22 protein-coding genes are annotated in these 20,638 nt (G+C 73.3%); 3 read left to right on the plus strand and 19 right to left on the minus strand.

Annotated features, from left to right (window positions below):
• Window positions 1-74: 74 nt before the first annotated feature.
• From ACQEVU_RS42115 to rimP, 14 genes are all read right to left on the minus strand, one after another.
• The gene (locus ACQEVU_RS42115) at window positions 75-1,022 is read right to left on the minus strand and encodes a bifunctional riboflavin kinase/FAD synthetase (RefSeq protein WP_433333916.1); all 948 of its coding nucleotides are present in this window, start codon (window positions 1,020-1,022) and stop codon (window positions 75-77) included.
• 391 nt (window positions 1,023-1,413) lie between these two features.
• Entirely contained in the window at window positions 1,414-2,304 is an 891-nt protein-coding gene (gene truB / locus ACQEVU_RS42120) for a tRNA pseudouridine(55) synthase TruB (RefSeq protein WP_433333918.1), read from the minus strand.
• A 17-nt stretch (window positions 2,305-2,321) separates the two neighbouring features.
• Complete coding sequence (locus ACQEVU_RS42125) at window positions 2,322-3,254, minus strand: DUF3626 domain-containing protein (RefSeq protein ID WP_433333920.1); 933 nt, start codon at window positions 3,252-3,254, stop codon at window positions 2,322-2,324.
• A 381-nt stretch (window positions 3,255-3,635) separates the two neighbouring features.
• Complete coding sequence (locus ACQEVU_RS42130; RefSeq protein WP_433333923.1) at window positions 3,636-4,946, minus strand: MATE family efflux transporter; 1,311 nt, start codon at window positions 4,944-4,946, stop codon at window positions 3,636-3,638.
• 658 nt (window positions 4,947-5,604) lie between these two features.
• A complete protein-coding gene (locus ACQEVU_RS42135) occupies window positions 5,605-5,823 on the minus strand; it encodes a DUF6186 family protein (RefSeq protein WP_433333925.1) in 219 nt (72 codons plus the stop codon).
• A complete protein-coding gene (locus tag ACQEVU_RS42140; RefSeq protein ID WP_433333927.1) occupies window positions 5,820-6,221 on the minus strand; it encodes a hypothetical protein in 402 nt (133 codons plus the stop codon). Before ACQEVU_RS42140 ends, ACQEVU_RS42135 begins: the two co-directional genes overlap by 4 nt.
• Before the next feature lie 285 nt (window positions 6,222-6,506).
• Window positions 6,507-7,586, minus strand: a complete 1,080-nt coding sequence (locus ACQEVU_RS42145) for a DHH family phosphoesterase (RefSeq protein ID WP_433335298.1) — start codon at window positions 7,584-7,586, stop codon at window positions 6,507-6,509.
• A gap of 323 nt (window positions 7,587-7,909) precedes the next feature.
• Window positions 7,910-8,398 carry a 30S ribosome-binding factor RbfA gene (gene rbfA / locus ACQEVU_RS42150; protein WP_433333929.1) on the minus strand — a complete coding sequence of 163 codons (489 nt, stop codon included), beginning with the start codon at window positions 8,396-8,398 and terminating at the stop codon, window positions 7,910-7,912.
• Window positions 8,399-8,524: 126 nt separating this feature from the next.
• Window positions 8,525-8,821 (minus strand): DUF503 domain-containing protein, encoded by a 297-nt coding sequence (locus tag ACQEVU_RS42155; RefSeq protein ID WP_433333931.1) that lies wholly within the window; start codon window positions 8,819-8,821, stop codon window positions 8,525-8,527.
• Between the two features lie 288 nt (window positions 8,822-9,109).
• Window positions 9,110-9,310, minus strand: coding sequence for a hypothetical protein (locus ACQEVU_RS42160; protein ID WP_433333933.1), 201 nt, complete (start codon window positions 9,308-9,310; stop codon window positions 9,110-9,112).
• A gap of 349 nt (window positions 9,311-9,659) precedes the next feature.
• On the minus strand, window positions 9,660-12,725 hold the full coding sequence (gene infB, locus ACQEVU_RS42165; protein WP_433333935.1) for a translation initiation factor IF-2: 3,066 nt from the start codon (window positions 12,723-12,725) through the stop codon (window positions 9,660-9,662).
• Window positions 12,726-12,884: 159 nt separating this feature from the next.
• Window positions 12,885-13,349, minus strand: coding sequence for a YlxR family protein (locus tag ACQEVU_RS42170; protein ID WP_433333937.1), 465 nt, complete (start codon window positions 13,347-13,349; stop codon window positions 12,885-12,887).
• Window positions 13,256-14,290 (minus strand): transcription termination factor NusA, encoded by a 1,035-nt coding sequence (nusA, locus tag ACQEVU_RS42175; RefSeq protein ID WP_433333939.1) that lies wholly within the window; start codon window positions 14,288-14,290, stop codon window positions 13,256-13,258. The genes ACQEVU_RS42170 and nusA overlap by 94 nt, the downstream gene beginning before the upstream one ends.
• A complete protein-coding gene (rimP, locus tag ACQEVU_RS42180; protein ID WP_433333941.1) occupies window positions 14,287-14,823 on the minus strand; it encodes a ribosome maturation factor RimP in 537 nt (178 codons plus the stop codon). The genes nusA and rimP overlap by 4 nt, the downstream gene beginning before the upstream one ends.
• Window positions 14,824-15,295: 472 nt before the next feature.
• On the opposite strand from rimP, the gene ACQEVU_RS42185 reads away from it, so the two are divergent.
• A complete protein-coding gene (locus tag ACQEVU_RS42185) occupies window positions 15,296-15,778 on the plus strand; it encodes a hypothetical protein (RefSeq protein WP_433333943.1) in 483 nt (160 codons plus the stop codon).
• On the plus strand, window positions 15,775-16,206 hold the full coding sequence (locus tag ACQEVU_RS42190) for a ferritin-like domain-containing protein (protein WP_433333945.1): 432 nt from the start codon (window positions 15,775-15,777) through the stop codon (window positions 16,204-16,206). Before ACQEVU_RS42185 ends, ACQEVU_RS42190 begins: the two co-directional genes overlap by 4 nt.
• A gap of 256 nt (window positions 16,207-16,462) precedes the next feature.
• On the opposite strand, the gene ACQEVU_RS42195 is transcribed toward ACQEVU_RS42190, so the two are convergent.
• Window positions 16,463-17,167 (minus strand): VIT1/CCC1 transporter family protein, encoded by a 705-nt coding sequence (locus tag ACQEVU_RS42195; protein WP_433333947.1) that lies wholly within the window; start codon window positions 17,165-17,167, stop codon window positions 16,463-16,465.
• A complete protein-coding gene (gene map / locus ACQEVU_RS42200) occupies window positions 17,164-18,021 on the minus strand; it encodes a type I methionyl aminopeptidase (RefSeq protein ID WP_433333949.1) in 858 nt (285 codons plus the stop codon). Before map ends, ACQEVU_RS42195 begins: the two co-directional genes overlap by 4 nt.
• A gap of 53 nt (window positions 18,022-18,074) precedes the next feature.
• Here map and ACQEVU_RS42205 point away from each other — a divergent pair, with 53 nt between their 5' ends.
• Window positions 18,075-18,260 carry a hypothetical protein gene (locus tag ACQEVU_RS42205; protein WP_433333951.1) on the plus strand — a complete coding sequence of 62 codons (186 nt, stop codon included), beginning with the start codon at window positions 18,075-18,077 and terminating at the stop codon, window positions 18,258-18,260.
• On the opposite strand, the gene ACQEVU_RS42210 is transcribed toward ACQEVU_RS42205, so the two are convergent.
• The 3 genes from ACQEVU_RS42210 to ACQEVU_RS42220 are packed head-to-tail and all read right to left on the minus strand — an operon-like array spanning window position 18,257 to window position 20,594.
• Complete coding sequence (locus ACQEVU_RS42210; protein WP_433333953.1) at window positions 18,257-18,976, minus strand: gamma-glutamyl-gamma-aminobutyrate hydrolase family protein; 720 nt, start codon at window positions 18,974-18,976, stop codon at window positions 18,257-18,259. The two genes, ACQEVU_RS42205 and ACQEVU_RS42210, sit on opposite strands and share 4 nt — an antisense overlap.
• A gap of 4 nt (window positions 18,977-18,980) precedes the next feature.
• Entirely contained in the window at window positions 18,981-19,883 is a 903-nt protein-coding gene (locus ACQEVU_RS42215) for an LLM class flavin-dependent oxidoreductase (protein ID WP_433333955.1), read from the minus strand.
• Between the two features lie 15 nt (window positions 19,884-19,898).
• Window positions 19,899-20,594 (minus strand): gamma-glutamyl-gamma-aminobutyrate hydrolase family protein, encoded by a 696-nt coding sequence (locus ACQEVU_RS42220; protein WP_433333957.1) that lies wholly within the window; start codon window positions 20,592-20,594, stop codon window positions 19,899-19,901.
• Window positions 20,595-20,638 lie beyond the last annotated feature (44 nt).

A 20,638-nucleotide genomic window follows, 5' to 3' on the forward strand; every position in this document is an offset into this window, starting at 1 on the left:
CCCGCGGCGTCGTGCAGGCAGCCTGACCCCCGCCGGTCACCCGGCGTCTATCCAAGGCTAACAGACCGGACCGTTCAGGCGCGCATCGGACCGCCGCGCAGCACGTCGCGCGTCTGGTCGACGTCCTCGGCGATCTGCGCGACCAGCGGCTCGATCCCCTGGTAGGTGCGCTGCTCGCGCAGCCGCGCGGCGAAGTCGAGACTCACCCTCTCGCCGTACAGGTCACCCTCGAAGTCCAGCACGAACGCCTCGACCCGCCGCTCCTTGCCGGAAAAGGTGGGATTTGTCCCAATCGACACCGCGGCCTGGTACCGGGCCCCGTCCCGCTCCCGGTTGAGCCAAGCGCCGTAGATCCCGTCGGCCGGCACCGCGGCATTGGCCGGCACGAGCAGGTTGGCGGTCGGAAACCCGAGCTCACGCCCGCGCTGGTCCCCCCGCACCACCACCCCTTCGAGCCGATGCGCCCGCCCGAGCGCCCGCGCCGCCGCCGCGACGTCTCCCGCATCGACGCAGCTGCGGATGTAGGTGGACGAGAACACGGTCCCTTCGTCGGCGACGAGCGGTGCCCCTTCGACGCCAAACCCGAACGTCCGCCCGAGCCGCCGCAGCAGCTCGACGTCCCCCGCTTGTTTGTGCCCGAACCGGAAGTTCTCCCCCACCACGATCAGCGCGGTGTGCAGATGCTCGACGAGCGCGTCGTGCACGAACTCCTCGGGACTGAGCCGCGAGAACTCCACCGTGAAGGGCACGACGCACAGCACGTCGACCCCGAGCGCCTCGATAAGCTCGGCTTTGCGCCCCGGCTCGGTGAGCACCGCCGGATGTGACCCCGGCCGCACAACCTCGGACGGATGCGGGTCGAACGTCACGACGACCGACTGCACCCCCAGCTCCCCGGCACGCTTCACGGCGTGCCCGATGATCTGCTGGTGCCCCCGGTGGACGCCGTCGAACACGCCGATCGTCGCGACCGCGCGGCCCCAGCCCCCGGGCGCGGCCTGCGTTCCCCGCCAACGCTGCATGCCACCGAGGGTACTGGGTGCCTTCGGACTGATTTCCATGGCTCGGGTCCGTGCAACTGACGACCGTTGTTCCCACCAGACACCGGTCGGCGCTGGAGCGCCTCCCTGCCAGGTCCGCGGTGCCAAGCCCACGCGGCCTACGGCCGCTCACACCGCCCGCCCTGGAGCAACGGCACGCCACACGGCGGCAAAAGCTCAACTCGCGCCCGCGGGAAGCGAAGGCGCGACGCGGCACGGAGCCGCGACGCCGGCTCGGGCGGGCACGGCTCTGCGCGGGGCCGACTCTGCGCGGGCACTGCGCTGGACAAGGCGCGCGGCGCGGGCGCGAAACGCGGCGCGGGCGCGAAACGCGGCGCGCCCGCGAAACGCGGCGCGGCGCGGGCGCGAGGCGCTACGGGACGAGGACGATTTCCGGGCGGGCGCGCCCTTCGCGTTCGCTCACGATGGCGAGGACGGTGCCGTCGGGGGCGAACACCGCGTACGGGCCGGGGATGCCGGCCGGGAGCAGTGGGCCGCCGTGGGAGAGCGTGCGGGCCTCGTCCTCGGTGGCGTCGCGGCGCGGGAAGCAGCGGTCCGCGGCGGCCGGCAGTGGCAACGTCACGGGATCCGGGCGCTCGGCCAGGTCCTCCAAAGTGGACGCCTCGGCGAGCGTGAACGCGCCGACCGCCGTGCGGCGCAAAGCCGTCAGGTGGCCGCCGACGCCCAGCGCGGTGCCGAGGTCGCGGGCGAGGGCGCGGATGTACGTGCCCGACGAGCATGCCACGTCCACGTCCAGGTCGACGTGCGCGCCCTCGCGGCGGGTGGCCAGCACGTCGAGGCGGGAGACCGTGACCGGGCGGGCCGTGAGCGCGACCTCCTCGCCGGAGCGGACGCGGTGGTACGAGCGGACGCCGTTGACCTTGATCGCCGACACCGCGCTCGGGACCTGCAGGATGTCGCCGCGCAGCGGCTCGAGGGCGGCGGCGACCGCGGCGTCGGTGAGGTGTGACGCGTCCGCGCGCGCGACCACGTCGCCCTCGGCGTCGTCGGTGACGGTGGACTCGCCGAGGCGGATCGTCGCGGTGTACTGCTTGGTGCTCCCGATCACGTACGTGAGCAGCCGCGTCGCCTTCTCCACGCCGATGATGAGCACGCCGGTGGCCATCGGGTCGAGGGTGCCGCCGTGCCCGACGCGGCGCGTCCGCGCGATGCGGCGCATGCGCGACACCACGTCGTGCGACGTCATGCCGCCGGGCTTGTCGACGACGACGAGGCCGCCCTGGGTCGCCGCCTTCTGTGCCATGCGCGACACCCTAACGTTCAGCCGAACCGCACCAGGCAGTGCCACAGGTACTTCAGCAGTTGCAGCGCCTCCGCGCCCCCGCCCCACTCGGCCCACGCGCCCGGATCGGCGACCACGTCGCGCGCGGCCGCGCCGATGAGCGCCGGATCGACCGCGTCCACGCCGCGCCGCTCACAAAGCAACAGCGCCAGCATCGGTACCTCGGGCCCGCGGAACTCCGCCGGAACAGCGCCCGGCGCCAACCGGAAGCCGGCGCGCCACTCGACCCGCACGCCGTAGCGCTCGGCGAGGCGGGCCGCGACTCCTGCGGTACCGCAGCCGGAGCTTGTGAAACTGCTGTCGAGCACGATGGCCTCGACGTCGTCGGGCAGGCTCAGAGGCCCGTGGATCTGTGCCTCCACGTAGTCGTCGAGCGCGCGCCCGGGCCCCGGCGTCGCGCGGCGCTCCAGCGCGCCCTCGCCGTGGTGCGCCCGCAGCGCGGCCAGAACGGCGTCGAACGCGTCGGCGGTACCGGCCGCGGTCGGATGGTTGTTGCTGTCCCCGAACGTGAACGTCGTACGGTCGCGCACGTGCCGCCGCAGCCGCAGGTGCGCGGACCCGAAGCGCGGCGCCGCGCCGTCGTCGTGGTGGCGCAGGTTGAGCGCCCCGTACTTCGGCCGGTCCGCGGCCCGCACCCCCGGCCGCTGATAGGCCCCGCCGAACATGCGCTCCTCCCAGCGATCGCGGTCCCCGCCCGGGTACGCGGTCAGCCCCCCGTTGGAAATCCCCGTCTCGAACTGGCTGCGGAAGCACCCGTCGGCCAGCAGCCCCTCGATGACGGTGCGTCCCGCGACCGCGCGGTCGGGATGGAAGTTGACGGTGATCGGCGCGTCGACCGGGAGCGGAGTGCGGCCTGGGCTCCGTTCGCGGACGTGCTCCAGCGCGGCGCGCTGCGCATCGGTCAGGTCCACGCCGGCCAGTATTGTGCCGCCCCCGTCTCCGCTTCACGCCTTTTGCCCGCCCCTACGCGTTGAACGCATCTGCGCGCAACGTCGCGCCCCCGCGCGTGCAACACCGCGGCCAGCGCGCCCCCTGGCACAACGCCGCGCCCCCGCACGCGCAACGCCGCGGCCGACGCGCATCACGGTGCCAGCGCGCCCCGTGGCGCAACGCCGCGCCGCCACAGCGCGCTACGCCGCCCCCGCACCGCCGCCCCGCGCACTCAAGCCCGCGCCCGCGGGCGGGCTCCGCCCGCGCCTGGGCGCAGCGCCGCGCATCCGGGCGCGCTCAAGGCTGCGCTCCGGCGCACTCAGACCCCGCGCCCACGCGCAAGCGCGCGACGGTGTGGTCCTCTAGCGCACCGCGCCCGCGACCGCCCAGCTGTCGCTCGCCAGGCGGCGCAGCAGGCCGGCCAGGCGCAGCGCGATGAACAGCGTCAGCGCGGCCCAGACGCCGCGGAGGCCGAAGTCGAGCAGGTAGGCCAGCCAGATGCCGGGCAGGAAGCCGCCGAGCGCGCTGATCAGCGTGAGGTTGCGCAGGTACCGCACGTCGCCCGCCCCCAGGAAGACGCCGTCCAAGGCGAAGACGACGCCGGCGGCCGGCATCATGGCGATGAAGAACCACCAGGCGTGGCGCGCCTGGGTGTACACCTCGGGATCGGCGCCGAACCACGGGCGGATGGCGAGCAGGGCCGCGGCGACGAGCGCCGCGAACGCCAGCCCCGCGACGAGGCCGGCGAAGGTGATGCGGCGGGCGAGGTCGCGGGCCTCGGCGACCCGCTCGCCGCCGAGCGCCGCGCCGACGAGGGCCTGCGCGGCGATGGCGAGGGCGTCGAGCGCCAGGGCGGTGAAGAAGAAGAGCTGGATCGCGATCTGGTGCGCGGCGAGCGCGGCCTCGCCGAAGCGCGCGGCGACCGCGGAGGCGGACAGGAAGCAGGCCTGGAACGCCGCGCCGCGCAGGAGCAGGTCGCGGCCGAGCGCCAGCTGGCGGCCGATGACGGCGAGGTGGGGGCGCAACGGCACGCGCTCGGTGATCAGCGCCCGGACGAACAGCAGGCCCACGACGGTCTGCGCGGTCACGTTGGCCACGGCGGAGCCGTTGAGGCCGAGCCCGGCCGGGTACACCAGCAGCGGGCACAGCACGGCCGACAGCGCGTTGGCGGCGAGCACGAAGTACAGGGGGCGGCGGGTGTCCTGCACGCCGCGCATCCAGCCGTTGCCGGCGGTACCGAGCATGAGCCCGGGCGCGCCCAGCGCGGCGATGCGCAGCCAGGCCTCGGCGTTGCGCGCGACCTCGCCGGCGCCGCCCGCGAGGGCGCGGGTGAGCGGGCCGGCGGCGGCCTCGAGGACGATCACGATGACCAGGCCGCCGGACAGGGCGAGCCACGACGCCTGGACGCCCTCCTCGACCGCCTCCGTGCGCTGGCCCGCGCCGAAGCGGCGGGCGGCGCGCCCCGTGGTCCCGTACGCGAGCACGGTCCCCAGCCACACCGCGAACGACATGACGGAGCCGCCGATGGCGAGCCCGGCCAGCTGCGTGCGCCCGAGGTGGCCGACGACGGCGGTGTCGACGAGGACGTAGAGGGGTTCGGCGGCGAGTACCACGAGCGCCGGGATCGCCAGCGCGGCGACCCGGCGCGTCGTGGACGTTTGATCGACCGTCACCCGGTCATCGTAAGGCGTGCCACGCGACGGTGGCACTTACCGGCACAACCTCCGGGAAACCGTGACGTCATTGCGGGGGCGTCCCGGCTTCCCGAAGCTTGTGTCGACGCCGCGGCGACTCAGCCGCGACGGTCCATCGACATCTGCAGCGCCGCGCGGGCGCGCTCCCGGGTGTCGGTGGCCGGCTCCTGCGGCTTGGGCTGCGGCTTGGGCTGTTCAGACATGACGCTGGTCTCCTCTGGTGCATGGTGCTGATGGTCGGCGCGCGCTAGACCCGCCCGGGGTCACCGGGGGACACGCACAACGCACGGCAAGGAGACCGACGTGGGTGGTGTCGGCCTGATCACACTGGTTGCGGCGCACTTGGTTCCTCGCTTCCGGCGGCATGGTTCGCTGGGCCGTTCACCCGCCACCGGGATCCGCTGTCAGAAGCGGTCGGCCCGGGGCGGGCAGCGAAGAATTCGTACTGTGCGCATGCGACTAAGTTATCGTTCAGTTCCAGCATGTGCGACGATATCCCGCAATCTGGAACGGCGTGTCGTGACCCCGTCACGATCAATTTCCCAGCTCAGCCCGGCGGTGCGGGCCGCGGCGGACGGCCCCGATTCACCCAAATGGCCCGCGTTCGGCGACCGCCCGGCGAGCCCGCCGGGCACGTTCAGCGGGCCAGGAAGTGCCAGCCGAGCCACCACCAGAACCCGAACATGGCGAGCCGCCCGACCGGGAGGGGCCCGACGCGGTACCGCATGACGACCCCGCACACGTCCCCCAGGCTCGGCACGCGGGAGCCCTCGCGGCGGGCCATGATCTCGACCCCGGCGAACAGGGCGATCGCGGCCGCGAACAGCGACGCGACGAGCAGCTGGCCGGCGGTCATCGGCGGACCATGGCCCAGAAGGCCCAGAGCCAGCCGAAGTACCCGGCGGCGCGGGCCCAGTAGTGCTCGAGGATCGGGTCGGCCAGGCGGGACAGCGTCGGGTACGCCGACGAGCCGTTCAGGAACGTCGCGCCCTCGACCACGCCGAACAGCAGCAGCGGCAGCAGCCACCAGGCGGCCCGGCGCGGCAGGCGCGCGGGGGCGGGGCGGCGCGGGACCGCGGACGACATGCCGATCCAGAACAGTGCGCCGCCGACGCCGAGGACCAGCAGGTTGGCGCCGAGGCTGAACGAGGGCAGGGCCCCGCCGACGAGAGAGATCAGGGCGAACACGGGGGTGAGCACGACCGGCCGGGCCCAGGCCCGGTCAACCTCCGCAACCAGCTCGGGTCGGTCCATACATCGATTGTCACCGCAGCCGATGCCCAGGTGCCAGCCGTTGTCGCCCCGATATTCCCCCGGAGTTAACCCTGATCCGCTCCGTCACTCAGGACCACAAATGCAGCGGCACGAACGTCAGGGCCGCGGCGCGGCAGGCCCGCCCGACCGACAGCGCGGCAAACCGCCAGGACCCCGGCGCGGCAGCCCGTCAGGGCCGCGGCGCGGCAGGCCCGCCCGACGGACAGCGCGGCAAACCGCCAGGACCGCGGGCGGCAAACCGCCAGGACCGCGGGCGGCGAACCGTCAGGGCCGCGGCGCGGCGCTGGCCGGAGCCGGAAGCAGCGCGCGGATGTGCCCCACGACGTCGGCCACGGTGCCGGTGGCGCTGAACCCGGCCGCGAACCGGTGGCCGCCGCCCCCGAGCGCGACCGCGACCGCGCTCACGTCGACGGCGCCCTTGCTGCGCAGGGAGACGGACCACTCCCCCGCACGTACGGGCTTCACGACGCACGCGACGTCGGCCTCGGCCACGCAGCGGACGGTGTCGATGAGGGCCTCGACCGCGGACGGCGGCTGGTCGTAGGCGGCCAGGTCGTCCAGCGTGAGGTACGTCCAGGCGAACCCCGCCCCGCCCGCGCCCTCGCGCTCCAGCACGGTGCGGGCCAGCGCCACGCCGAAGAGCCGCACGGCGCCGATCGGCCGCGTGTCGAACAGCCGCCGGGAGATCTCGCCCACGGGGATCCCGGTCGCGATCAGCCGCGCGGCGAGCTCGTGCACGGCCGGCGTGGTGGAGGCGAACTTGAAGGAGCCGGTGTCGGTGGCCAGGGCCACATAGAGGCACTCGGCTATTGCCTTGTCCAGGTGTACACCCAGACGCCCCAACAACCCGTCCGACAACACGGACGTCGCGGCGGCCGCCGGGTCCACGAGGTTGATGGCGCCGAAGCCGGGGTTGGAGGCGTGATGGTCCAGGACGATGCCGACCGGCGCGGCGCGGAGGCGGTCGGCCAGCCCGCCGAGCCGCTCGATGCTGGCCACGTCGAAGACGAGCATCGCGTCGGGCGCCGGATCGGCGAGCTCCTCGGCGACGAGCAGCTCGGCGCCCGGCAGCGCGTCGAACGGCGCCGGCAGCCGTATCGGCCCCGGGAACGTCGCCGCGAGGTGCCCGATGCGCAACTCGTCGGCGATGCTCCGCAGCCCGAGCCCGACCGCGAGCATGCTGCCGAGCGCGTCGCCGTCGGGGTTGACGTGGCAGGCGAGCAGCACGCGCGCGCCGTCTGGCAGGCCGCGCAGCGCCCGCACGGCCGCGTCCCACTCCTGCGGGCTCGGCCGCGGCGCCGCCTCAACGCCGCCGGGCTTCGCGTCCGGGCCACAACTTGCGATAGGGCTGTTTTCCACGATTACCGGGTCGGAGGTTGATCCCGTAGCCGGGTTGATGTGCGAACCGGCCTGGCCCGGGGCGGCCGCGGACGGCGCCGTCCGGGCTTCCGCGGCCGGGTTGACGTGCGACGAGCCTGGGCCGGCACCCCCGGCCTGGCCCGCGGCGGCGGACAGCGCCGTCCGGGCGTCCGCGGCCGGGTTGACGCTGTGCGACGAGCCCGGGCCGGTGCCCGGGGCGGCCGCGGACGGCGCCGTCCGGGCGTCCGCGGCCGACTCGGTGTTGAGGTCGGGGCCCGCGCCCGGTCCGTGGCCGGGCGCGAGCCCGGTCACCGCCGGTCCTGGCCGACGACGACCTCGTCGTCGGCGCCGTCGGCTCCCAGGTCGCCGGCGTCCTCCTCGTCCTCCAGCTTGTAGGGCTGGGGGTCGCCGGCGTAGTGCGCCCCGGCCGCGAGGCGCTGGACCTCGGCGTCGGCGTCACGGGCGCTGGCCAGCAGTTCGTCGATGTGCTTGACCTGGTCGGACACGTCGTCGTGCACGAACGCGAGGCTCGGGGAGTGCCGCAGGCCCAGGGCCTTGCCGACGGTCGAGCGCAGCAGGCCCTTCGCGCTCTCCAGCGCGGCCGCGGTGCCCGCCTGGGCCGCCGCGTCGCCGAGCACCGTGTAGAAGACGGTCGCCTCGCGCAGATCGGCGGTGATCCGCGCGTCGGTGATCGTGATCATGCCGAGCCGCGGGTCCTTGATCTGCGTCCGTACCACCGATGCGACCAGTTCGCGCACTCGCTCCGCGTGCCGCCGCACCTTCGCCGGATCCGTCATCTCGAACACCTCCGCAGCCAAACGGCCCGCCCGCCGGCCATACGGCCGCCTAGGGGACCAGAAGATCTGACCAACGCCTTGACAGTACCCGCGCCCCGCCGGTGGGGCCGGGGTGAGAAGCCAGGATTACTCGTCGTCGTCGCCATGCAACCGACGGCGCACGGACAGCAGCTCGAACTCGGGCCGCCCCGCGACCGCGCGCTCGCACGTGTCGAGTACCTCGCGAACGTGCCCGGCCTCGGCGGCGACGACGGCGATGCCGACCTCGGCCCGGCCGGTCAGGTCGAGCGCCCCGACCTCGGCGACGGAGACCTCGAACTTGCGCAGGTACGCGACGAGCGGCCGCACATACGACCGCTTCGCCTTGAGCGAGCGCGAGTCACCGGGCAGAAGAAGGTCGAAGACCGCGGTTCCGGTATACACGGCGCAAGATCCTATCCGCTTGGTACCGCATCCCGCCCCTAGTTATCCCGGGGCACCCAGCCAGGGCGACATATCGGAAATGTCCGGTAAAACGGCAACACGGGGCCCAGTCGCGACGATGAGGCGGGACCGGCAAGCAGCCGTGCGGTGGGGCGAGGCTTTCAAGAGACTTGGAAGGCGCGAGGCGTCAGGCAACCAGCAGCGCCGGCCAGACGCGACCGGCAGCGCCAGCCAGAGGCGACCAGCGGGGCCCGGTCAGGCGACCAGCCAGCCCGAGAAGGCGGCCGGTCAGGCGACCAGGAGGTCCGGGCGGCCGACGACCAGCGACACGGGCTCGAGCGTCTCACCCAGGTGCGCCACGATCACCGGATCCGGCTCCACCGGCAGGGCGGCGGCGCCCGCCGCGGGCAGCGGCCCACGACGGCGAGGCTGGACCGCACCGGCGCTGCCGCCACGGCCGCGATAGACGTAGAGCGAGTCAGGCGCCACCGCGTCGAGGGCGGCCACGACCGCGGGAAGCCGCCGGAAGCGCTGCCAGTCCTCCGCGTCGGCGAAGCCGATCTCGAAGACGACGCCGAACTCCTCGGAGCGCCAGGCCCAGTCACGGGCGCCCCGTGCGTCACCGCGGACTCAATGAGGGCGGCGCTGTGCGCGTCGCGCCACAGCCGCGCCGGCTGCTGACCGTCGCGGACCTCGATCGACCACCAGCACAGGTCCATAACGTGACCGACGTTACGCCTCCCCCGCGCCCACCGCCGACCCGCCAGCATGCCAAAAGCGCCGCATGCCGAAGGGGCCGTGGACTGACGTCCACGGCCCCTCGGCTATGTGCGAGCGATCAGGTACGCGGCTTCTCGCGCAGTTCCCACGTCTCGATCACGTCGCCGACCTGGATGTCGTTGTACGTGCCGAGCGTGATACCGCACTCGAAGCCCTCGCGGACCTCGGTCGCGTCGTCCTTGAATCGGCGCAGGCCGGCGATCGACAGGTTGTCGGCCACCACCGCTCCGTCGCGGACCAGGCGCGCCTTGCTGTTGCGCCGGATCAGGCCGGTGCGGACGATGCAGCCCGCGATGTTGCCGAACTTGGACGAGCGGAAGACCTCGCGGATCTCCGCCTGGCCGAGCTCGACCTCCTCGTACACCGGCTTGAGCAGGCCCTTGAGCGACGACTCGATGTCCTCGATGGCCTGGTAGATGACGGTGTAGTACCGGATCTCCACGCCCTCGCGGTCGGCCAGGTCGCGCGTGCGGCCCTCGGCCCGCACGTTGAACCCGATGATGATCGCGTCCGAGGCGCTGGCCAGGTTGACGTCGTCCTGCGTGACCGCACCGACGCCGCGGTGGATGATCCGCAGCTGGACCTCGTCGGAGACCACGATCTTGACCAGCGCGTCCTCGAGCGCCTCGACCGAGCCCGAGCCGTCACCCTTGAGGATGAGGTTGAGCGTGGTCTTCTCGCCCTGCTTGAGCTGGTCGAACAGGTTCTCCAGCGTGACCCGGCCGGTGCGCGCCGCCATCTCGGCCGCGCGGCGGCGAGCCTGCCGCTGCTCGGCGATCTGACGCGCGGTGCGGTCGTCGTCGGCGGCGAGGAACGTGTCGCCGGCGCCGGGCACCGAGGTCAGGCCGAGCACGAGGACCGGACGGGCCGGACCCGCGTGCGGGACGGGCGTGCCGTTCTCGTCGAGCATCGCGCGGACGCGTCCGTAGGCGCGGCCGGCGACGATCGAGTCACCGACGTTGAGCGTGCCCTTCTCCACCAGGACGGTGGCGACCGGGCCGCGGCCGCGGTCGAGGTGCGACTCGATCGCGATGCCCTGGGCCGGTCCGTCGATGGGCGCGCGCAGGTCGAGCGCGGCGTCCGCGGTGAGCAGGACCGCCTCGAGCAGGCCGTCGATGTTGATCCGGCTCTTGGCCGAGATGTCGACGAACATGGTCTCGCCGCCGTACTCCTCGGCGACCAGGCCGTACTGCGTCAGCTCCTGCCGCACCTTGGCCGGGTTGGCCTCGGGCTTGTCGATCTTGTTGACCGCGACCACGATCGGCACCTCGGCCGCCTGGGCGTGGTTGAGCGCCTCGATCGTCTGAGGCATCACGCCGTCGTCGGCCGCGACCACCAGGACCACGATGTCCGTGGCCTGGGCACCGCGGGCACGCATGGCGGTGAACGCCTCGTGACCCGGGGTGTCGATGAAGGTGATCGCGCGGTCCTCGTCCTCGTGCTCGACGCGGACCTGGTACGCACCGATGTGCTGGGTGATGCCGCCGGCCTCGCCCGCCGCGACGTTCGTCTGGCGGATCGCGTCCAGCAGCTTCGTCTTACCGTGGTCGACGTGACCCATGACGGTCACGACCGGCGGCCGGATGACCAGACGCTCCTCGTCGACCTCGGCGTCGAGGTCGATGTCGAAGCGGGCCAGCAGCTCGCGGTCCTCGTCCTCGGGGCTGACGATCTGCACGTCGAAGCCGAGGTGCTCGCCGAGCAGCTGCAGGGTCTCGTTGGTGCACGACTGCGTGGCCGTCACCATCTCGCCCAGGTTGAACATCTCCTGGACGAGCGAGCCCGGGTTGGCGTTGATCCGGTCGGCGAAGTCCGACAGCGACGCACCCTGCGGCAGGCGGATCGCCTGACCCTGCCCGCGCGGGGCGCCCGAGCCCATGGTGGGCGCGGAGAGGTTGTCGAACTCCTGTCTGCGCTGCTTCTTGGACTTGCGACCCTTGGTCGGCCGGCCACCGGGACGCCCGAAGGCACCCGCGGCACCGCCGCCGCGGCCACGGCCGCCGGCGCCGCCACCGGGACGACCGGCACCACCGGCGCCCGCACCGGGCGCGCCACCGCCGCCGCCCCCACCGGGGCCGCCGCGGAAGCCACCGCCACCGCCACCGCCGCCGGGACGGAAGCCGCCACCGCCGCCGCCCCCACCGGGACCGCCGCGGAAGCCGCCGCCACCGCCGCCGCCGGGACCACCCGGACGACCGGCGCCGCCGCCCCCACCGGGGCCGCGGAAGCCGCCACCGCCGCCGCCCGGACGACCGGGACGGTCAGTGCCGGGGCCGCCACCGGGGCGACCGGGGCGCTGGCTCGGCATCTGCGACGGGTTCGGCCGGGGGCCGCCCATCGAGGCCGGGTTGGGCCGCGGAGGCATCGAGGACGGGTTGGGCCGCGGAATGTTGCCCGGCGACGGCGGACGCGGGGTCGCGCCACCGGACACGCCGAACGGGTTGTTGCCCGGGGACCGCGCGGGCGGACGGGCGCCGCCGGGGCGGGGACCCTGGCCGGGACGCGGCGCGCCCGGAGCCGGGGCGCCACCCCCCGAGGGGCCGGGCGTCGGGCCCGGGCGCGGGCCCGGGGTCGGGGCAGCACCGCCGCCGCTGGACGGCTGCTGCGGGTGTTCGCGCCGGGTGTTCTCACGCTGACGGGCCTGCTGGGCGGCCTTCATCGCCGCTTCCTGCTCAGCCTTCAGCGCGGCGGCGCGCTGCTCTGCGGCCGCCACCTCGATGTCGTGCGCGCTCGTAGGACGCACCGCGGGCGGGGCCGGGCGCGGCGGACCGGGCACGGGGCCACGGCCGCCCCCGCCTCCGGATCCGCTCTGTCCGCCACCCGTCGGCGGCTGGGGCCGCTTCGGCGGTGCAAAGGGCTTGGCGGCCGGGGACGGCGTCGGGCGCGGGGCCGACGGCACGGGTGCCGACGGTGCCGACGGGGCCGGCGCAGGAGGCGCGGAGGGCGCCGGGGCGGATCCTCCACCGTTTTCAAAGCTCGCACGCAGCCGGCGCGCCACGGGCGCCTCAACCGTGCTGGATGCGGACTTCACGTACTCGCCAAGCTCCTGCAGCTTCGCGAGAACGGTCTTGCTTTCGACCCCGAGCTCTTTCGCCAGCTCGTGTACGCGGGCCTTGCCTGCCACTACACTCCTCACCTCGAGGCCGGGCGGCAAGTTCCGCTCCGACCTCACTCGTGCACTTGAAGCCTGGTCATCTCAGGGACTTCATCGTGTGCTCATGTCCGTCGTCCTACCTTGCGGGTCCGGGTGGGGGCGTCGCGCTCCCACCATCGGCGGTTCCGATCACTGCGTATGCTCCGGCTCCGTCACCGCCGCCGAGGCGACGGCTTCGGCCAGCGGACCGGTGTCGAAGACCCCGGTGAGGCGCAGAGCCCGCCCGAAGGCGCGCCGGCGCTCCGCTAGCGCGAGGCAAGCCGGATCAGGATGCAAGTGTGCTCCCCGACCCGGCCGTCTGCGAGCCGGATCAGGGACAGCCCTGAACTGGCCAGGACCGGACTCGATCGCGACAAATCGCAGCAACTCGGAGGATGACGCACGCTTCCGGCATCCAATGCAGGTGCGAACCGGTTCCGCTCGACTCAATGCAGTTCGATTGGATGCAGCCGGAATCACGGGCATGCCAGCCGGGGGCGTGCGACGTACCGTCAAGAAGTCTACCCTGCACTTTCGGCGCGCGCCGCGCCCGGTCCGGTGACGTGATCGACAGAGCTCGCCGAAGCGTTGTCCGGTTTGATATCGATCCTCCATCCGGTGAGCCGCGCGGCGAGCCGTGCGTTCTGGCCCTCTCTGCCGATGGCCAGGGAAAGTTGGAAGTCCGGGACGGTCACCCGGGCCGCCCGGTTGGCCGCGTCGACGACCTCAACGCTGAGCGCTTTCGCCGGAGAAAGGGCATTTCCGACGAACTGCGCCGGATCCTCCGACCAGTCGATAATGTCGATTTTTTCACCGTGCAGTTCGCTCATGACCGCGCGCACCCGCTGCCCCATGGGCCCGATGCACGCCCCCTTCGCGTTCACCCCGGCGACCGTCGAACGGACCGCGATCTTGGTCCGGTGTCCGGCTTCACGGGCGATGGCGGCGATCTCCACGGTACCGTCGGCAATCTCCGGCACTTCCAGAGCGAACAGGCGCTTCACCAGGTTTGGGTGCGAGCGCGACAGCGTCACCTGCGGACCACGGAAGCCCTTCGCCACGTGCACGACGATCGCCTTGATCCGCTGGCCGTGCTCGTAGCGCTCCCCCGGCACCTGCTCGGCGGCCGGGAGCATGCCCTCGATCTTGCCGAGATCGATGGTCACAATGCCCTTCTCGGCCCGCGCCTCGTGCGCCTGGATCACGCCGGTGACCAGGTCGCCGTCGCGCCCGACGTACTCGCCGAAGTGCGCCTCGTCCGTGGCCTCCCGCAGCCGCTGGAGGATGACCTGCTTGGCGGTCATCGCCGCGATGCGCCCGAAGTCGTGGGGCGTGTCGTCGTACTCGCGCACGATCGCCCCGTCCTCGTCCAGGTCCTGCGCGAGCACGGACGCCGCGCCGGTGCGCCGGTCGATCTCGACCCGGGCGTGCGGGTTGGCCCCCTCGGTGTGCCGGTACGCGGTCAGCAGTGCCGTCTCGATCGCCGCGAGGATGGTCTCGAACGGGATCTCGCGCTCGCGCTCCAGTGCGCGGAGGGCCGCAAGGTCGATGTTCACTCCCCGTCCTCCCCTTCCTCGTCGTCTTCGTCTTCGATGTCTTCATCTTCCGGGTCCGGCAGCTCGGCGAGCCGCTTGAGCTCCACCTGCACCCGGCCCGGGCCGAGCTCGGCGTAGGCGTGGGTGCGCCGGTCGCCGTCAACGTCCAGCGTCACACCGGCGTCGTCGGCCGCAACCACCCGCCCGGTCACCTCACTCCCGGCGGCCTTCACCTTCACCAGCCGGGCGCGGTTGCGCCGCCAGTGCCGCGGCAGGGTCAGCGGCCGGTCGACGCCCGGCGAACCGACCTCCAGCTCGTACTCCCCGGCGATCAGCTCGTCGCCGCCCGCCTCCGCCTCGTCCAGCGCGGCCGAGATGCCCCGCGAGAGGTCGGCGACGGCGTCCAGATCCACGCCGGAGTCGCTGTCGACCGCGATGCGCAGCAGATGCCGCCGCCCGACCCGGGAGACGGTGAGATCCTCGAGGTCGTACCCCCCGGCCGCGACGACCGGCTCGACGACCGCCAAGAGGCGCTGTCGATGCTGCTGCGCCATAGATCGACACCCCTCCTTCGGGCACCCGCACGGGCGCACGCCTCAACGCCGCCTGCGTCTCTGCGCGCGGGCGGCTCGTCCAGAGCGTAACGCGACGTTACTCGCGACGTGCCAGCGGCGCTCCGAACGCCACCCGGCCGCGCCGGGCCCGCGACGCCACGCAGCGCAAAGAAGCGGCCTTCGGGCCACCCGCAGCCGCCATCGGTACCCGCATTGCGCCCGACTATCGCCGCCGCGCTCACGCGGGGGCCGGGTCGGCCATGCGGCCACAAGCCGGCCGGATACAGCACTCAAATCGGATTTATGACCCGGCAGGCGAAAAATCCGAAAAGTCGTGGCGCGCCAGCGCCCGACTTTTCGGGACGCAACCCCACGCCGCCCGAGAAGCCGGCGGGCGGATCACCACGCGGGTGGGAGCGCCACGAAGGGCCGGGTGCCGCACAAATCGCCTCCATGGTGTTCACTAGGCGGCGTGCCGATCCGCCGACGCGCCCTCCTCGCCGCCGCAGCGCTCTCGGCCGGCTCGCTGGCGGCCTGCGACCCCCTCGGCGGCGCCAAGCAGCCCGAAGAGCCGCCGCCTGCCCCCGACGTACTGCTGCCGATGCTGCACAGCACGGTCGCGCTCCGGGACCGCTACGCCGAGGTTCTGACGGCGTTCCCGGCGCTGCAGGACCGGCTCGGGCCGCTCAAGGACGACCACGCGCAGCACGTCATCGCACTGGCCCGGGAGATCGGCGTGCCGGAGAACGGGCCCTTCCCGGACGCCAGCGGGTCCGTCCAGCCCAGCACGGGCGTGCCGACCGAGCAGTCCGCGGCGCTGACCGACCTCGCCGGGCGCGAGAAGCAGGCCCGCACGGAGGCGGAGGCGGCCTGCCTGGCCGCGCCGTCGTACCGGGCCGCCCTGCTCGGCTCGATCGCCGCCTGCCGCGCCGGGCATCAGGAGGTGCTGAAGTGACCCCCGCCGACGAACGGCTCGTCGCCGCCCTGCAGGCCGAGCACGCGGCCATCTACGGGTACGGGGTGCTCGGCCCGAAGCTCGACTCGGCGACCGTCGCGCAGGCGCACGCGGCCGACAACGCGCACCGCGCGCGGCGCGACGCGCTCATCGTGCGGCTGGCCGGCGCCGGGGTGACGCCGCCGCCGACCGCGGCGAGCTACCAGCTGCCGTTCGCCGTCACGGACAAGGCCTCCGCGCTCAAACTGGCGGTACTGCTGGAGGACCGCACCGCCGCCCAGTGGCGCCTGGCGCTGCCGGCCACCGACGGCGACGTACGCAAGATCGCGCTCGAGGCGCTCGTGGACTGCACGACGCGCGGCGTCGGGTTTCGCAAGGCGGCGGGGACCACGCCGCTGGTACCCGCGTTCCCGGGGAAGCCGGAGTAGACAACAAACGCGCAAAACCGGCCAGAACCGGACGGGAGCGCGATACTCCCGAAAGCGTGCCACAGCAACGCCGCCGCGCCCCATCGGGCTGTCCGCTCCGCGACGATTGATGCATCACGCCACGAGCGTCCAAACGAGAGGAGGACCCGAAATGCGCCGCACCGCGTGGGCCGGTCCGACGATGCAGCCGCGTCGTTAACGAGTAACGCCGTCTCGTGAGCCTGCCGTCTCGGGGACACACCGGCCCCGAGACGGATCAGGCCACGACATTGACAAGATGCCCGATGAGATAGGTCGCCCCGGCCGCCGCCGCTCCCAGCAGCAGCTGCCGGGTCCCGGATCGCCACCAGGCGCGCCGGGTGAAGCGGGCGATCAACGCGCCCGCCACGAACAGCCCCACTCCGCCCGCGCCGAGGGCCACCGGCAACGACGCCGAGCCGACCAGGTACGGCAGGAGCGGGATCAGCGCCCCGACCGAGAAGCAGACGAACGACGAGCTCGCCGCCGTCCACGGCGACGGCACGTCGGACGGGTCGACGCCCAGCTCCTCCTGCGCGTGCACGCGCACGGCCGCCTCGTGGTTGCGCCCCAGGATGGTGGCGACCTCCAGCGCCAGGTCCTCCGGCACGCCGCGCTCCTGCCAGATGCGGGCGAGCTCGGCGGCCTCGGCCTCGGGGTACCGCAGAAGCTCCTGACGCTCCTTGAGCACCTCGGCCGCGACCTGCTCGTTCTGCGCGCGCACGCTGGTGAACTCGCCCAGCCCCATCGAGATCGCGCCGGCCACCAGCCCGGCCGTGCCCGTCAGCACGATGTCGCGCGGGGCCGCGCCGCCCCCGCCGACGCCGGCGATGAGCGCGATGTTCGTCACGAGCCCGTCCATCGCCCCGAAGACGGCCGCCCGCAGCCAGCCGCCGGAGACGTCCGCGTGATGATGCGCATCCTGCGCCGCGGGGTGGCTCACGGCAGGGTCAGGATTTCGTACCCGTCCTCGGTCACGACGATCGTGTGCTCGAACTGCGCCGTCCATTTGCGGTCCTTGGTGACGACCGTCCAGCCGTCCTTCCAGATGTCGTACTCGTGCGTGCCGTGCGTGATCATCGGCTCGATGGTGAACGTCATCCCGGGCTCCATGATGGTGGTGAGCCGCGGGTTGTCGTAGTGGGGCACGTAGAGCCCGGTGTGGAAGACCTCGTTGATGCCGTGGCCGGTGAAGTCGCGCACGACGCCGTACTGGAAGCGCTTCGCGTACGCCTCGATGACGCGCCCGATCGCGTTGAGCGGCCGGCCCGGCGCCACCGCGCGGATGCCGCGCATCATGGCCTCGCGCGTGCGCTCGACGAGCAGCCGGTCCTCCTCGGCGACGTTGCCGACGCAGAAGGTCTGGTTGGTGTCGCCGTGCACGCCGCCGATGTAGGCGGTGACGTCGACGTTGAGGATGTCGCCGTCCTCGATGACGGTCGAGTCGGGGATCCCGTGGCAGATGACCTCGTTGAGCGAGGTGCAGCACGACTTCGGGAAGCCCTTGTAGCCCAGCGTCGACGGGTAGGCCCCGTGGTCACACAGGAACTCGTGCACGACGCGGTCGATCTCGTCCGTGGTCACGCCCGGCTGTGCGTGCTCCCCCGCGAGCGCCGTCGCCTGCGCCGCCAGCTTCGACGCGACGCGCATCCGCTCGATGATCTCGGGCGGCTGGACGTCGGACCCGCGGTGCTTGGCCGGGGCGCGCTTGCCGACGTACTCGGGCCGCACGATGCTGGCGGGAACCTGACGCCAGGGCGTCTGCGTGCCGGGGGCGAGCGGTGCACGAACCTTCATGGCCAGAAGCCTAACGCGCATCAACTCCGGGTGGTCCGGGTAACCACCCTGGCATGATCGACGAGGAACGAGTCCATGACCGCGCCCGGCTGCTTCCGGAGGAGCGCGCCGCCGGCAGCGACGACCCCGAAGCGCAGGCCGAAGCGGTACTGCAGGACTCCGACGACCGCGAGGAGTACCGCGAAACCGCGCCCGACCTGCGCATCGAGCACCGCGACCCGGACGAGGCGGCCCGCTAGGGCCGCACGGCGATGTTGTCCCGGCGGGCGCGGGCGGCCTCGATGAACGCGGCGAAGAGGCGGAAGTCGGTCGTGTCCTCCGGGTGCCACTGAACGCCGACGACGAAGGTCTTCGACGGGTCCTCGACGACCTCGATCAGGTCGTCCTCCGGGCACCAGCCGGTCGGCACGAGGCGGCCCGGGTCGGCGCAGCCCTGGTGGTGGAACGAGTTCACGATCACCGCGTCGCCGAGGATCGACGCCGCGCGGGAGCCGTGCGACAGCCGCACCGGGTGCTCGCCGAACTTCGGGCCGCTGACCGGGCGGTGGTTGTGGTGGCCGAGCACGTCCGGCAGGTGCTGGTGCAGGCGCCCGCCGTAGGCCACGCACATGAGCTGCATGCCGCGGCAGATGCCGAACAGCGGCAGGTCCGCCTCCAGCGCCGCGCGCATCAGCAGCAGCTCGGCGGCGTCGCGCTCCGGCTTGACCTTGGTCGTGGCGTGCGGGGGCTCGCCGTAGAGGTCCGGGTTCACGTCGGAGCCGCCCGTGAACATGATCCCGTCGAGGCCCTCGAGCACGTCGACGTCGGGGTCGTCGGGCGTGACGAGGACCGCCCGGCCGCCCGAGCTGTGCACGGCGTGCACGTAGGACAGCGGCAGGACCGCGGAGAAGGTGTCGTTGAGGCCGAAGCGGGTTTCCTCGGCGTACGTGGTCAGGCCGATGACCGGTCGCGACATGACCTCAACTTAGCCCCACCGGGGTGAGGTTGTGCAGGATGTCCATGGCCCGCGCCTCGGCCGCGACCGGGTCGACGTCCGGCCCGGCGACCTGCGGGTCCCAGTTGAGGTCGTAGAAGACCTCGGTGACGCCCTGGGTGCCCAGCCAGGCCACGTCCTCGCGGATCTTCTCCCACGACCCGGACAGCAGGTCGCGATCGGGACGGAACAGCACGCCGCGGCACACGATGCGCAGCGCGCGCGGGTCGCGCCCGGCCCGCTCCGCGCCCTCGTGCACGAGCGCGACGTCCTGTCCGATGCCCGACAGGTCGTGCGCGCTGCGGCTGATCCAGCCGTCGGCGATCTCGCCGGCGCGGCGCAGCGCCGCCGGCACGGAGCCGCCGAGCAGGATCGGCACGCCGCCGGTCTGCACCGGGCGGGGGTCCATGCGGCTGGGCGGCACCCGGTAGAACTCCCCCTCGAACGCGCTGGGCTCGTCGCGCCACAGGGTGCGCAGCGCCGCGACGTACTCGCGGGTCCGCGCGGCCCGCTTGTCACCCTGCGCACCGGTGGCGGCGAACTCGGCCTCCGACCAGCCGGTGCCCAGGCCGAGGTCGAACCGGCCGCCGCTGAGCACGTCGAGCGTCGCGGCCTGCTTGGCCAGGTGCGCCGGCGACACGAACGGCATGTTGACCACCGCCACCCCGAGCCGGATCGTCTCGGTGCGCGCGGCCGCGTACGCGAGGGCGACGAGCGGGTCGAGGACCCCGCGATACACCGGGTCGACCTGCTGGTCGGCGCCGACCAGCAGGCGCTGGAAGCTCCAGAGGGAGTCGTACCCGTTCTCCTGCGCCGCCGCCGCAACCCGCCCCAGCGGCCCCGGCGTCGCCCACGTGCCCGACACCGGCAGCCCGAACCCGATTCGCATACTTACGAACCTAGTTCAGGTCGCCTCGATCAGCGCGGCGAAGGGACGCACATCGCCCGCCTCCTCGGGGTGCCACTGCACGCCGAGGACGAAGCGGCGGGCCGGGTCCTCGACCGCCTCGATGACGTCGTCATCGGCCCAGCCGCTCACGGTCAGGGTGCCGGGCTTGTCGACGCCCTGGTGGTGGTACGAGTTGACCTCCGCGGCCGGCCCGAACACGGCGGCCGCGCGGGAGCCCGGCGCGAAGCGGGCCGGGTGGGCCCCGAACACGCCTGGCGCCGGCTGGTGCCGCTCGTTGCCGAGCAGGTCCGGCAGGTGCTGGGTGAGCGCGCCGCCGTAGGCGACGGCGAGCAGCTCCATGCCGCGGCACACGCCGAGCACCGGCAGGTCCGCGTCGAGGGCGGCGCCGAGCACCGCCAGCTCCCCCGCGTCGCGGTCCGGCCGCGTCCGCGTGGCCGGGTGCGCGAGCGCGCCGTAGTGCGCCGGGTCGATGTCGGCCCCGCCGGCCAGCACGAGGCCGTCGAGGCGGGCGACGAGCCCGGCCGCGTCCGCGGCGCCGCCGACGTCGTCGGGCGGCAGCACCAGCGGGCGGGCGCCGGCGGCGCGGACCATCCGCACGTACGCCTCGGGGATGAGCACCGCGCGGGTGTCCCACACGCCCCAGCGCGCCGGCTCGGCGTAGGCGGTGATCCCCACCAATGGCCTGGTCACGCCGTCACCTGTGCCTCTTGGCTCGTGGCTCCTCCGCTGCGCTC

The organism is Dactylosporangium sp. CA-139066 (genome assembly GCF_050936175.1).
Lineage (GTDB): Bacteria > Actinomycetota > Actinomycetes > Mycobacteriales > Micromonosporaceae > Dactylosporangium.

What these genes read in the sequence shown, in the direction of transcription:
- ACQEVU_RS42205 (WP_433333951.1), top strand. Translation starts at nt 18,075, where the DNA reads ATGATCGACGAGGAACGAGTCCATGACCGCGCCCGGCTGCTTCCGGAG.
- ACQEVU_RS42215 (WP_433333955.1), bottom strand. Translation starts at nt 19,883, where the DNA reads ATGCGAATCGGGTTCGGGCTGCCGGTGTCGGGCACGTGGGCGACGCCG.
- truB (WP_433333918.1), bottom strand. Translation starts at nt 2,304, where the DNA reads ATGGCACAGAAGGCGGCGACCCAGGGCGGCCTCGTCGTCGTCGACAAG.
- ACQEVU_RS42210 (WP_433333953.1), bottom strand. Translation starts at nt 18,976, where the DNA reads ATGTCGCGACCGGTCATCGGCCTGACCACGTACGCCGAGGAAACCCGC.
- ACQEVU_RS42115 (WP_433333916.1), bottom strand. Translation starts at nt 1,022, where the DNA reads ATGCAGCGTTGGCGGGGAACGCAGGCCGCGCCCGGGGGCTGGGGCCGC.
- ACQEVU_RS42170 (WP_433333937.1), bottom strand. Translation starts at nt 13,349, where the DNA reads ATGGAGGATCGATATCAAACCGGACAACGCTTCGGCGAGCTCTGTCGA.
- rbfA (WP_433333929.1), bottom strand. Translation starts at nt 8,398, where the DNA reads ATGACGGATCCGGCGAAGGTGCGGCGGCACGCGGAGCGAGTGCGCGAA.
- ACQEVU_RS42135 (WP_433333925.1), bottom strand. Translation starts at nt 5,823, where the DNA reads ATGACCGCCGGCCAGCTGCTCGTCGCGTCGCTGTTCGCGGCCGCGATC.
- ACQEVU_RS42140 (WP_433333927.1), bottom strand. Translation starts at nt 6,221, where the DNA reads ATGGACCGACCCGAGCTGGTTGCGGAGGTTGACCGGGCCTGGGCCCGG.
- map (WP_433333949.1), bottom strand. Translation starts at nt 18,021, where the DNA reads ATGAAGGTTCGTGCACCGCTCGCCCCCGGCACGCAGACGCCCTGGCGT.
- rimP (WP_433333941.1), bottom strand. Translation starts at nt 14,823, where the DNA reads ATGGCGCAGCAGCATCGACAGCGCCTCTTGGCGGTCGTCGAGCCGGTC.